This window comes from Sorangium sp. So ce204 (genome assembly GCF_051526795.1).
In the GTDB taxonomy this organism is placed as follows: Bacteria; Myxococcota_A; Polyangia; order Polyangiales; family Polyangiaceae; genus Sorangium; species Sorangium cellulosum_B.
The window spans coordinates 3334932-3347948 of sequence record NZ_CP150317.1 but is presented as its reverse complement, the minus strand read 5'-3'; the positions used below and the strand labels follow the sequence as shown (position 1 = coordinate 3347948).

Sequence of the window (13017 nt, the reverse complement as noted above, 5' to 3'; positions counted from 1 at the left end):
GCTCGCCGGGCTCGTCAGCCGGTGACGCGGCCCTCGATGATCCCGCCGTCCGCGGTGATGGCGACGACCACCTCGCCGTCGACGAACAGCGACACGACCGGGCCGACCCAGGCGTCGTTCTCCCAGACGCACTCCCACACCCCGGCCATGGGCGGGATGCCGCCGCGCCGCACCCAGATGCGCCCCGCGCTGCCCGCCCAGGCGCGCCCCTCCGCGTCGATCGTCGCGGCCGACAGGGCGCGCCGCGGCTCGATGATCTCCGTGAAGACGCTCTGCCCGTACCGCCAGACGACGCTGCCCTCCGCGCCGACGGCGATGCCCACGCCGAGATCGGGCCGCCCGGCGCACGCGACGAACGCCCGCGCCGGCGGCGCCGGGATGCGCTCCAGGTGCCAGTCGAGCGGCGCGTAGAGCGCGACCAGCCCCTCGCCCGTGGTCGACCGGCCGACGACGAGCCACCGCTCGTCCTCGACGCGCGCGACCGCGGCGAGCAGCGCGACGCCGTCGGCCGGCATCGGCCGCAGCCAGCGCTTGGCGATGAACGCGTGGAGGAGCGGCCGCGGATCGTTCGGCGTCGTCGAGACGAGGATGCCCATGTCCTCGAGGTCGCCGCTCAGCGCGACGTGGCTCTGCGGCTCTCCCGGCAGCTGGAAGACGCCCGTCACGCCGCCCGTCGTGTACACCGCGAGCGTCGAGGCGTCGCCGCCGATGAGCCACCGGCCGGGCCCGATCCGGTGCACGAAGCGCACGCCCTGCGGGCTCGGGAGGCCGCCGGACGACGCCTCGCTCCAGCTCGTCCCGTTCCAGAAGAGCAGCCCCGCCGTGGCCGCCGCGAGGCACCGGCCATAGCCGTCCCAGGCCACGCTCCGGATGACCGAATCGAGGCTCGGGTGGTGGAGCACGCTCCACGTCCAGCGCTCGACGACCGCCGACAGGCGCGGCGCGGGCTCCCGCGAGGCGCGCGGGGGCGCGCTGATGATCTCGGCCTCGATCGGGCGGTCCTGGCTCGGGCGCTCGGCGGCCTTGGCGTTTCGCGGCGACAGCAGCGTCTGGCCGAGCTCCCCCTTGAGCAGCACCGGCGCCTTCAGGTGCGTGGACGGGACGGTCATCGGGCCGACCTCCTCCGCGGCGCGCACGCGCGGTTCCCCCGCGCTCGCCACGATCCGCTGCTCCAGCGCGGAGATCGGCGAGGCGGGGCGGAGGTACGGCGAGAGCATCGCGGCCACGGCCACCGCCTCCTGGAGGCGCTCCTGCGCCTCGCCGGTGGACGCCCAGCGGAGCGCGAAGTCGATCGATTTGCACGCCTGCTCGTTGCCGCGCAGCGCCGGGTGGAGCCACCGCGTCTCGACGATGCTCCGGCGCGTGCGCGCCATGGCGGCCATGAGCGCCTGCGCCTGCGACTCCGCGACGATGTACTCCTCGCCCGTCAGCAGGAAGAAGATGACGGACGCGAGGTTGAAGATGTCGGTCCACGGGCCGATCGTGCTCGGATCGGCGGACAGCATCTCCGGCGGCACGACCCCGGCGTTGCCGACGACGCCGGCCATGATCGTCTCGCGGATGCCGCGCGGCCGCGCCATGCCGAAGTCGCTGATCTTGAACAGCTCGTCGTCGCCGGAGCCGCAGCAGAGGATGCTCTCCGGCGTGAGCTGCCGGTGGACGACGCCGACGTCGTGCACGGCCGACAGCCCGCTCGCGATGCACTCGATGGCGCGCGTCGCGCGCGCCGGATCGAACGCGTGGCCCGTGGCCTGGATGGTCCCCTGCACCCGCTGCCGGAGCGTCACGCCCTGGACGCCGCCGTGCACGTACTCGATGGTGATCCAGGGGAGGTTGAGCGCCTTCGTGCCGCGGCGGACCTCGAACGTGCCGGTGTCGATGAGCCGGACCACGAAGGGGGTCGGGGGGACCTGCTCGTTGAGGCGGCCGAGGGACACCGCCTCTTTCTTCACGATGACGGCCGCTGACGGACCCAGCTGCCTGAAGAGCGACGGCCGGAGGATCTTGACGACCACGGGCGTCTCGCCTTCGGGCGCGGTGCGGACCGCGTAGAACGAGACGAACATCGCCCCGGACCCGGCGCGCGACACGATCCGGTAGCCGATGTTTGACGAGAGGTCGCTGGCGATCGTGGCACCCTGCAGACCCCCGAGGGCCTCTTCATCGCTGGGTATCGTGAGCACGTGAACGACCATAGCGCACCCGGCGCGGCGTGGAACAACTTGCCGAGGGGGCAGAGCGCCGCCGCCTCGGGCGTCGCCGGCGCGCCGCCGGAGCGGCTCGGCGAGCGGCCCGCCGGTCTGCTCGCGGCGGCGAGCGCGCGGGCGCCGAAGCGCGCGCCCCCTGTAAGCCGGCCTGGGCGGCGCGCGTTGCAGGGGCATGAAGAACCAGCGCTCCCTGCCCCGCGCGTACCTCGCCGGGCTCATGCTTTCGGTCACGCCGCTGCTCGCCGCGTGCGCGGCGCAGGCCACGCCGCCCGTGGCCGCCGCTCCGGAGGTCAACTCCATCACGGTCGTCGGCCGCGGCGAGGTCAGCGCGAGGCCGGACGTCGCCCGGGCCCAGATGGGCATCGAGGTGATGGCGCCGACGGTGCACGAGGCGACGAAGCTCGCCGCGGCGCGCATGACCGAGATCCTCGCGGCGCTCAAGAACGCCGGCCTGGCCGAGAAGGACATCCAGACCAGCAACTACTCCATCCAGCTCGTGCGGCAGCCCGAGGTGCCGCCCTGGATGGCCATGGGCCACGCGCAGCCCGCCCCTGCGGTCGCGCCGGCGCCGGCGGCCCCGGCCCCCGCGGCCCCCGCGGGGCGCGGACCGAAGGCGCCTCAGCCGCCCGCGCCGAAGCCGCCGCCTGCCGACCTGGCGCCGGCAGCGCCGCCTCCGCCGTCGCACGTCTATCAGGTCAGCAACACGGTGATGGTCGTCATCCGCAACCTCGATCAGGTCGGGCCGGTGCTCGACGCCGCCGTGGCCGCCGGCGCGAACAACGTCTGGGGCGTCTCGTTCGGCCTCGACGAGACCGGCCCGCTCGAGGCGCGCGCGCGGGAGAAGGCGATCGCGGACGCGCGGGCTCGCGCCGAGGCGCTGGCCAGGCTCCAGGGCGTCTCGCTCGGCCGCGTCGTCTCGATCAGCGAGGTCGTCGAGCACGGCCCGATCTACGCCCCCCGCGCCGCGCTCGCCTCCGGCGCGTACTCCGCGGACATGGGGACGCCCGTGGCGTCCGGCGAGGTCCCGTTCGGCACGCAGGTGAAGGTCGTCTACGCGCTGGAGAGCGCGCCGGCGGGCCCGCGCAAGTGACGCCGCGGCGCGAAGGGAGGGGCCGCGGGCGCGCCTGCCCGCGCGGCGGCGGTCGGATTCCAGCTAGATCCACCGCGCGTCGCCCCAGTGGGTAAAGTCCCGGTACCCAGCACAGACCCATCTCCCATCGGCCCCTGCACAGCGCACCATGATCGCTCCGCCCCGCCCTTCCCTTCGCCGTGCCCCTGTCCTCGCGGCGCGCCCGCGCCGCTCCGCCGCGCTCGCTCGCTCGTTCGCGGCGGCGGCGCTCGCCGCCTCGACAACGGGCTGCCTCGTGCTCGAGCCGCCGACGTACGAGCACCCCGAGCGGACCGCGCCGGTGCTCACGGCGGTCTTCCCTCCCCAGCACCTACCCGTGTACATCGTCGACCAGCAGGACAGCTTCAAGAATTTCGGCGCGACGGTGCTGTCCGAGGACAACGGCACCCCTCTGCAGGGCGTCCTGTACATCGATTATGGGCGGCGCAGCAGTGAAGATTCCCCGTTCCCGCTCCCGTTCCGGAGGGTGACGTTCCCACAGGTGTTCCCGGCCGGGACCATGGCTGGCGGACAGCGCCCCTTCGAGCTCACGTGGGATCTCACGACGCCAATCCCGGCAGAGGGGGTGACGCCGGAGAAGGAGTGCCACACGGTCACCATGATGGCATCGCACGCCATCAACAAGTGCCGTTGCGCGGCCGACCCGGACGACGTGAGTTCGCTCACCTGGCAGATCATCCACTGCAATCCGAACGAGCCGACCTGCCCCACGTCGTGCCCTCCGCTGGATTGCGAGACAACCCCGTGCCTCTTCTGCGATGATCCCTCGCTCGAGGATTACTGCAAGAACCAATGACGCCGCGGGGCCGCGCGCTCGGGGGGGATTGCGCGCGCCCCTGACGCCGCGGGGGCGTGGTACATGGGGTCGATGATCGCTCCCCCTGATGTCCAGCCCTCCCTCGCGCCGCGCGGCGGGGTCGTGCGCCCTGCGCGCCGGCCGCCCGGCTGGGTCGCCCCTGGGCCGCGGCCGGCGACGCCGGATCGCCCGGAGGTCTGGCCCGGCCCCGGCGAGGACCTCTGCTATCTCTCGGGCGATTTCCGGATCCTGCAGCGGCTCGACGGGCACCGCTGGTCGGCCGACGACCTCGTGACCGCCTGGTTCGCGGCCGAGCGGGTTGCGCACGCGCCCCCGCGCCGCACGGTCGACCTCGGCTGCGGCATCGGCACGGTGCTCCTGTTCACCGCGTGGCGCTTCCCGGACGCGCGCTGCGCGGGCGTGGAGGCGCAGGAGGTGAGCGCCTCGATGGCGCGGCGCTCGGTCGCGTGGAACGGCGTCGACGCGCGCGGCGAGGTCCGGTGGGGGGACCTGCGCGATCCGGCGGTGCTCGACGGGCTCGCGCCCGCGGAGCTCGTGACGGGGACGCCGCCGTACCTGCCGGTCGGCACCGGCATCGAGTCCGCTCGGCTCCAGTGCGGGCCGTGCCGCTTCGAGCACCGCGGCGGCGTGGAGGACTACTGCCTCGCGGCCGCGCGGCTGCTCGCCCCCGGCGCGCCGTTCGTGGCCTGCGCGGGGGCGCGGCAGCGGCCTCGCGTCGAGGCGGCGGCGGCGGCGGCCGGGCTCGCGCTCGAGGCGTGGCGCGACGTCGTGCCCAAGGAGGGCAAGGCGGCGTTGTTCGCGGTCTATGCCCTGCGCCGCGCCGAGGCCGTGGCGTCGTGTGATGACGAGCCGCCGCTCGTGTTGCGGGGCGGGAACGGGCGCTTCACCGAGGAGTTCGACGCGCTCCGCCGGACGATGGGAATGCCTGTATAGCCCGGGCTCCTGCGCGGGTGTGTCGGCGGGGGCTCACCGCCTTGTCGCGGAGCGCACGAATCTGCACCCCGCGACAGGACAGCCCACATTCCAGCGGCTCCGCCTGGTTCGCCGGCCGTCAGCTCGGCTGTGACACGAGCGGAAGGGTCATCGTCTGCGCGCGGACCAGCGGCCGTCCGTCGCGCGACAGGAGCGCATCCTTCGCTTGCTGGCCCTGTGCCGTGCGCGGTCGCGCCGGACGCGCCGGCTTGTCTCCCGGCTCGGGCGCAGGCGCAGGCGCAGGCGCAGGCTCGGCGGACACCCGCTCGACCGGGGCCTCCCATGCGTGTCGGGTCCCGCCGGCCTCGTTGGCCTGGAAGAACACGGCGCGGAGCGCCCTCCCCTCGACGTCCGTCTCCACGGCCATCATCCAGAACCACGGGCCATCCGGCTCGGTTTCCTGCCCCATGAACGAGAAGGCCATCTGCCGCGACTCCGAGCGGCGACCGTGCTCGCTGCGCGCGGCCTCGAGGTGCCGCTGCGAGGGCTTGTCGGCCGGACCGCGGTACACGCGCACGGCGACGCCCTCGATGTGCGGCATGAAGTACAGCCCGTCTCGATGGACGGACAGCCATGGGTGTTTCCCGCTCTCTGCCATCTTGCAGAGGGAATGACCGAACCGCTCGTGCGCCTTGCAGCCGATGCCCCAGCTGGTGTCGCCCTCCTCGCGGTTCGCCTCGCTGAACGCCTTGTTGCGGACATCGACCGCCGTCTGCGCCAGGAGGACGAGCCGGCTCTGCTGGAGGACGGGGTTCAGCTCCCAGGGCAAGGACACATCCATCGTGTCTGGCACGGTACGCGTGTTCACTGAAAAGTCAATCGGTACCGGCGCTTGCACGTGCGCGGGGTGGGTCCGTGCGCGGCGCGGCTGGCGGGGCGGGCGCGGCTGGCGCGGCTGGCGCAGCGGGCGCGGCGGGTCGACCCGCCGCCTCCCGAGCGGCGCCGCTGCGCGCCGTGCTAGAGCGCGCTCCACGCACGGCGGCGTCGCGTGCGGGGAGGTGTCCTTGGGAGAGGCGATCGTCGGAGGGAAGGCCGCGGAGCGACCGCTGGTGGGCGTGGGCGTGATGCTGGTGCGCGACGGGCGCGTGCTGCTCGCGCGGCGCCGCGGGAGCCACGGCGACGGCAGCTACTCGTGGTGCGGCGGCCACCTCGAGCTCGGCGAGTCGTTCGAGGACTGCGCCGTCCGCGAGGTGCGCGAGGAGAGCGGCCTTGTCGTCAGGAAGCTCTCCTTCCTGTGCCTCAGCAACATCCTCGCTTACGGCAAGCACTATGTGGACATCCAGCTCCTCGCGGAGGAGTTCGACGGCGAGCCCGAGGAGCGCGAGCCCCACAAGATCGCCGGCTGGGGCTGGTATCCGCTCGACGCGCTGCCCACCCCGCTGTTCCGCCCGGTGGAGCTGGCCATCGCGAGCTACCGCAGCGGCCGCCGCTACAATCCCTGATCCCGGCCCCATGCGCGCGCAGGACGGCGCCGGCGCCGCCGCCTCCGCAGGATGAAGAGGTTCTCCGGCTTGATGTCGCGGTAGGGCGCCTGGACGAACTGTGGGCTCACCGTCCGGGCAAGCATAGCCGGACCCGCCTTGCCTGGTTGGCTGCATTTCCTTTTCTGGAACGCAGACTCATGACGCCCGCGACGTGAGGCACAAGATCACACTCATGTCGACAGCGCATGGCATCACGGCCCGTCACGTCTTCGCAGGATCCTGCCGGCACGGGGCGCCGAGCCCGGCTGGTATCGATTCGCGCCCGCGTGATGCGCTCAATCACGTTCTCGGTCCGGCTCGGCGGCCCGGCCGACGATGCCCGAGCCCCGTGGAGCACCGCGCGCGCGGCCTCATCGTCCTCGCCGAGCGTGTCGCGCATCAGGAACCCTCTCCATGCCCCTCGCCTCCCCGTACACGATCACCATGCCTCTCTCCCTCGATGGCAGAGCCGTCGTCTACCGCGCGGTCAGGAGCGCCGATCGCTGTCCGGTGATCCTCAAGGTGCTCGATCCGCGGCGCAGCCGCCCGAAGGACCGCGAGCGGCTGAAGCACGAGTATGAGCTCGGACAGCTGCTCGACGCCCGGGCCGTCATCAAGCCGCTCGCCCTCGAGACGTACCAGGGCATGCCGGCCCTCATCCTGGAGGACTTCGGCGGCCAGTCCCTCGATCACCTGCTCGGGACGCCCATGGAGATCGAGCGCTTCCTCCCCCTCGCGATCCGCATCGCGGCGGCGGTCGCGGACGTCCACCAGCAGGACATCATCCACAAGGACCTGAAGCCCGGCAACATCCTCGTCAACCCCGCCTCCGGCGAGGTCAGGATCGCCGACTTCGGGTTCGCGTCCCGCCTCCCCCGCGAGCAGCAGCGCGCGCAGCCCCCCCGGCTCATCGAGGGCTCCTTGCCCTATCTATCGCCGGAGCAGACAGGTCGGACGAGCCGGGCCATCGACAACCGCACCGATCTCTACTCGCTCGGCGTGACGTTCAATCAAATGCTCACCGGCAGGCTCCCCTTCGAGGCGCGCGACCCGGTCGAATGGGTCCATTGCCACGTGGCCCGCGTCCCCACGTCGCCGTCGGAGCTCGTCCCCGAGGTGCCCGAGACGATCTCGCGGATCACCCTGAAGCTCCTCTCCAAGATGCCCGAGGATCGCTACCAGAGCGCGCGCGGCCTCCAGCGCGACCTGGAGAGGTGCCTCGCAGCGTGGCGCGCGAGCGGGCGCGTGGAGCCGTTTGCGCTGGGCGAGCGAGACACGACAGGCCGGCTCCAGATCCCGCAGAAGCTCTATGGCAGAGAGGCGGAGATCGCCACCTTGCTGCGGGCCTTCGGCCGCGTGGTCGCCACGGGGACGCCGGAGCTCCTGCTCATCTCCGGATACTCCGGGATCGGCAAGAGCGCGCTCGTCCATGAGCTGCACAAGCCGATCATCCGGGAGCGGGCCTTCTTCCTCTCGGGCAAATTCGATCAATACAAGCGCGACATCCCCTACGCCACGCTCGTCCAGGCCTTCCAGGAGCTCGCGATCGAGCTCCTCGCCGAGAGCGAGGAGCGGATCGCGGCGTGGAGACGGCAGCTGCTCGACGTCCTCGGGGTCAACGCCCAGCTCATCGTGGAGGTGATCCCGCAGGTCGAGCTGATCGTCGGACGGCAACCGCCGGTCCCCGAGCTGCCGCCGACCGAGGCGCAGAACCGCTTCCGCATGGTGCTCCGGCACTTCATCGGGGTGTTCGCCCAGAAGGAGCACCCCCTCGCGCTCTTCCTCGACGATCTCCAGTGGGTCGACGCGGCCAGCCTCGGGCTCCTCAAGGACCTCTTGGCCCACCCTGAGATGCGCTATCTCCTCATCATCGGCGCCTACCGCGACAACGAGGTGCCCCCCACCCACCCGCTCCTGGTGACGCTGGACGAGGTGCGGAGAGACGGCGCGCGCGTCTCGGACATCGTGCTCGGCCCGATACCGCGCGAGCACCTCGCCGCGTTTGTCGGCGAGGCGCTCCGCTGCCGCCTCGAGGACGGCGCGCCGCTCTCCGATCTCGCCTACGAGAAGACGGCCGGCAACCCCTTCTTCGCCATCCAGTTCCTCCTCTCGCTCCATGAAGAGCGCCTGATCGAGTTCGACGAGCGCACGGAGGCCTTTCGGTGGGACGTCGCGAAGATCCGCGAGAAGGGCTACACCGACAACGTGGTCGACCTGATGGTCGGCAAGCTCAGGCGGCTGCCCGAGAAGACCCAGGAAGCGCTGAAGCAGCTCGCCTGTCTGGGGAATACCGCCGAGGTCGCCCTCCTGGCGATGGTCCGCGGCAGCGTGGAGCACGACGTACACGCGGACCTCTGGGAGGCCGTCCGCGCGGGCCTCGTCATCCGCGTGGACAGCACATACAAGTTCCTCCACGACCGCATCCAGGAAGCGGCCTATTCGCTCATCCCGGCGGAGCTGCGCGCCGGGATGCACCTTCAGCTCGGCCGGCTCCTCCTGTCTCGGTTGCCAGAGCAGGGGATCGCGGAGCGGGCCTTCGACGTCGCAAACCAGCTCAATCACGGCGCCCACCTCCTCACCGACCCGCGCGAGAAGGAGGCGCTCTGCCGGCTCAACTTCCTGGCGGGGACCAAGGCCAAAGCCTCGGTGGCGTACGCGTCGGCTCGCAGCTACCTGGCCCAGGCGACATCCCTGCTGCCACCGGACGCCTGGAGCGCACGGAACGAGGATGCATTCACGCTCCACCTGGAGCTCGCCGAATGCGAGTACCTCGTCGGCCGCTTCCAGCAGGCCGACGCGCTGTTCGACCTGATCCTCCAGTACGCCCGCTCCAGGCCCGACCGATCCAGGGCGTACCGATCGCGCCTGCGGCTCTACCAGATCGCCGGACGGCACCGCGACGCCGTGGCCGTCATGATCCAGGCCCTAGAGCTCTACGGGGTGATGCTCCCGGAGTCCGACGAGGAGCTCCGGATGGCCGCGGAGGCCGAGATCCGGCAGGTCTCGATCAACCTGCAGGGGCGCCCCATCGCCGACCTCGTCGACGCGCCTGTAGCCACCGACGACGGCGCGCGGGCGCTCATCGGCCTGATCGCCGAGTCGTTCCCCATCGTATACACCTCGCGACCAGCGCTCTGGGTCCTGCTCACCGCCAAGGGGGTGAGCGTCTCCCTGCAGCGCGGGCACGCCGAAGAGTCGTCCTTCATCTACAGCAATTACGGCATGGTGCTGGTCTCGATCTACCGCGACATCCCGCGCGCGCTTCAGTTCTCCGAGATGGCGCTCAGGCTGAATGAAAAATTCAAGAGCGCCACGGCAAAGCTGAAAGGGAAGCTGCTCTTCCAGAATGCGAGCGTCATCAAGGTCTGGTGCGGGCGCTTCGCGGCGAGCCTCCCGCTCATGGAGCAGGCCTTCCTCGCCTGCCTCGACATCGGAGATCTCGTCTTTGCCGGCTACTTGACCTACAACATGACATGGCTCGTCCTGGAGAGCGGAGAGCCGCTCGTTCATGTCATCGATGTCGCGCGGAAGCACATCGCGTTCGCCCGGCAGACCCACAATGACGTGGTGTACCATGTCCTCCGGCTCGAAGAGCAGTTTGCAGCGAGCCTGAAGGGCGCGACGCAGGCGCCCACGAGCTTCAGCGACGGCACCTTCGACGAGGAGAGCTGCGTCGCGGCCCTCAAGAAGGCGGGCTTCGGACTTGGCGTTACATACTACCACGTCATGAAGCAGATGGCGACATTCACCCATGAACGCTATGCCGAAGCGCTGGAGTCCGCGACCAGCGCCGGGTCGATGCTGCACCAGGTGGCATCCATGGCGATCGAGGCGATGCATCACTTCTACCACGCGCTCACGCTGACGGCGCTCCATGCGCAGGCCACTGCCGAGCAGCAGCGGCAGTTCGCGCAGACGCTCGAGGAGCAATTGCAGCGGCTGGAGCTCTGGGCCGACAACTGCCCCGAGAACTTCCGGCCCCGCTACGCCCTGGTATCCGCCGAGGTCGCCCGCACCGAGGGCCGGGACCTCGACGCCATGCGCTCCTATGAAGAGGCCGTCCACTCGGCGCGCGACAGCGGCTTCGTCCACGTCGAAGCGCTCGCCTTCGAGCTCGCGTCTCGGTTTTACCGGGCGCGGGGGTTCGTTCGCTTCGCCGACACCTACCTGCGCGAGGCCCGCTCCTGCTATGTCCGCTGGGGCGCCGACGGCAAGGTCCAGAGCCTCGACCGATGCTACCCCGAGCTCGTCGAGCGACAATCGGTCGCGCTCACCGCCACGTTCGTGGCCGCGCCCGAGCAGCTCGACCTGTTCTCGGTGGTCAAGGCCTTGCAGAGCATCTCGTCCGAGATCCTCTTGCCGAAGCTCAGCGAGACGCTGCTGCAGATCGTGCTCCAGCAGGCCGGCGGGCAGAGAGGGGCGCTGATCCTCGTCCGCGACGGCGAGCTCGCCGTCTACGCCGAGGCCACGACCGACGGGACGGAGATCCGCGTCGCGAGCCACAAGGGCGTCCCGGCCTCGGCGGCGGCGTTCCCGATGTCGATCCTCCACTACGTCGCGCGGACGCGTGAGCCCGTCATCCTGGACGAGGCCGCCGCGGCGACGCGGTTCGCTTCGGACGAGCACCTCACCCGGAGACGGCCGCGCTCGCTGCTGTGCCTCCCCATCGTACGGCAGGCGCGCCTGAGCGGTCTTGTCTACCTGGAGAACAACGTCGCGACGGGGGCGTTCACGGCCGGCACGATCCGGGTGCTCGAGCTGCTCGGCGCCCAGACGGCCATCTCGCTCGACAATGCCATGCTCTACGCCGACCTCGAGCGGAGCCAGCTGGAGATCAAAGCGGTGCTCGACAACATGGTCGACAGCGTGTTCGTCGTCGACAGGAGCGGGCGCGTCACCCTGGCCAACCATGCGGCGGCGCGCCTCGCAGGGCTCGCGAGCCCGGACGACGCGCGCGGGCCCATCGCGGAGCTGGTGCGGCGGCTCCGCTTCGACCGCCCGAACGGGACGCCCTACGAAGCAGAGCAAACGCCGCTCGTGCGCGCGCTCGACGGCGAGACGGTGGCCCTGGATGAGGGGACGATCTCGCTCCCCGGCGCGGAGCGGACCCGCCACGTGCACACGAGCGCGTCGCCCATGCGCGACGCGGGGGGACAGGTGGTGGGCGCGGTGGCGGTCGTGCGGGACGTCACCGAGCTCGTGGAGCTCGACCGGCTCAAGGACCAGTTTCTCCGCGTGGCCGCGCACGAGCTCAAGACGCCCGTGACCGTGATCATGGGTTATGCCGAGATGCTCCTGCGCACGGCGACGGAGCTGCCGCCGAATCAGCGCCGGATCCTGGACGGGCTGCTGCGGGGCGCCGACCGGATCGAGCGGATCGTGGCCGATCTGCTGTTCCTCTCGCAAGTCCAGCTCGGCCGGCTGGATCTGGTGCTCGAGCGCGTGGATCTCGGGGAGCTGGTCGACCGCCTGGCGGCGCGCCTGGAGCAGGGGGCGCGGTCGCGCCGCATCCGGGTCACGTGCGCCGAGCCCGTGGTGCTCCAGGGGGACCGCGAGCTCCTGGAGCGGGTCGTGGCGCACCTGCTCGACAACGCCCTGCGGTACTCACCGGACGGCGGCGAGGTGGAGCTCGACGTGCGGATGGCGGACGCGCTCGACGCCCTGGTGTCCGTGCGCGATCAGGGGGTGGGGATCCCCGTGGAGAAGCGGGCGCGGATCTTCGAGCGCTTCTATCGCGCCCACACCGATACGCCCCACGATTACGGAGGGATGGGGACGGGGCTGTACCTGTCGCGCGCGATCGTTGTGCGCCACGGAGGCGAGATGTGGTTCGAGAGCGAGGAGGGCCGTGGCAGCACGTTCCACGTCCGCCTGCCCCTCACATGCGAAGGTGCGACCGCACCATCCTGACCAGCTGGTCGCAGTGAAAGGGCTTCGCGATCCACCCTGCCGCGCCGATCTCCTGGGCTCGAAGGGCGGCGTGCTCGGCCGCGGTCAGGACCATGATGGGCACCGACCGGCCGTATCGGCTCTGAAACTCCCGCGCGAAGGTCCGGCCGTCCATGACCGGCATCTTCATGTCGAGCAGGATGAGGTCGGGCATGTGTTCACCTATCCTCTCCAGCGCCTCTTGTCCGTGCCGCGCTGTCTGCACCTGGAACCCCTCCACCGAGAGCGTCATCACCACGAGCTCGCGCAGGTCGTCGTCATCTTCCGCAACGAGAATATGCATCGTCACCTCGCTCCATGGCCCCCAGAGTGACCGACAGGGCTCAGGCCACCTTTCCGTCCACTCAGCGCGGGAGCCCGATGACTCCGTCGAGCTCTCCTCAACATCGATCCGCTAGCCGTCAGCCATCAACACTCATCTTCTGCACTGTACTGGACAGCCGTTCCTCGCTCCTGGCGCGCCGGCGCAGACGGACTCGA

The 13017-nt window shown here is 71.0% G+C and carries 8 protein-coding genes; 5 read left to right on the top strand and 3 right to left on the bottom strand.

What is annotated here, in order from left to right; all coding sequences use genetic code 11:
* Positions 1-14: 14 nt before the first annotated feature.
* A complete protein-coding gene (locus tag WMF22_RS12755) occupies positions 15-2183 on the bottom strand; it encodes a serine/threonine protein kinase (RefSeq protein ID WP_437299355.1) in 2169 nt (722 codons plus the stop codon).
* A gap of 196 nt (positions 2184-2379) precedes the next feature.
* Between WMF22_RS12755 and WMF22_RS12750 the strand changes: the two genes are divergently transcribed.
* The 3 genes from WMF22_RS12750 (at position 2380) to WMF22_RS12740 (ending at position 5086) form a co-directional block, all read left to right on the top strand.
* A complete protein-coding gene (locus WMF22_RS12750; protein ID WP_437299354.1) occupies positions 2380-3297 on the top strand; it encodes an SIMPL domain-containing protein in 918 nt (305 codons plus the stop codon).
* A 148-nt stretch (positions 3298-3445) separates the two neighbouring features.
* Positions 3446-4132, top strand: coding sequence for a hypothetical protein (locus tag WMF22_RS12745; protein ID WP_437299353.1), 687 nt, complete (start codon positions 3446-3448; stop codon positions 4130-4132).
* 72 nt (positions 4133-4204) lie between these two features.
* Entirely contained in the window at positions 4205-5086 is an 882-nt protein-coding gene (locus WMF22_RS12740; RefSeq protein WP_437299352.1) for a tRNA1(Val) (adenine(37)-N6)-methyltransferase, read from the top strand.
* A 118-nt stretch (positions 5087-5204) separates the two neighbouring features.
* Here WMF22_RS12740 and WMF22_RS12735 read toward each other — a convergent pair whose 3' ends face one another.
* Entirely contained in the window at positions 5205-5894 is a 690-nt protein-coding gene (locus WMF22_RS12735) for a hypothetical protein (protein ID WP_438035938.1), read from the bottom strand.
* Between the two features lie 235 nt (positions 5895-6129).
* On the opposite strand from WMF22_RS12735, the gene WMF22_RS12730 reads away from it, so the two are divergent.
* Positions 6130-6567 (top strand): nucleotide triphosphate diphosphatase NUDT15, encoded by a 438-nt coding sequence (locus WMF22_RS12730; RefSeq protein ID WP_437299350.1) that lies wholly within the window; start codon positions 6130-6132, stop codon positions 6565-6567.
* A gap of 435 nt (positions 6568-7002) precedes the next feature.
* Positions 7003-12498: an AAA family ATPase gene (locus WMF22_RS12725; protein WP_438035937.1), complete on the top strand. Its 5496-nt coding sequence runs from the start codon at positions 7003-7005 to the stop codon at positions 12496-12498.
* Here WMF22_RS12725 and WMF22_RS12720 read toward each other — a convergent pair.
* The gene (locus tag WMF22_RS12720) at positions 12467-12820 is read right to left on the bottom strand and encodes a response regulator (protein WP_437299348.1); all 354 of its coding nucleotides are present in this window, start codon (positions 12818-12820) and stop codon (positions 12467-12469) included. The two genes, WMF22_RS12725 and WMF22_RS12720, sit on opposite strands and share 32 nt — an antisense overlap.
* Positions 12821-13017 lie beyond the last annotated feature (197 nt).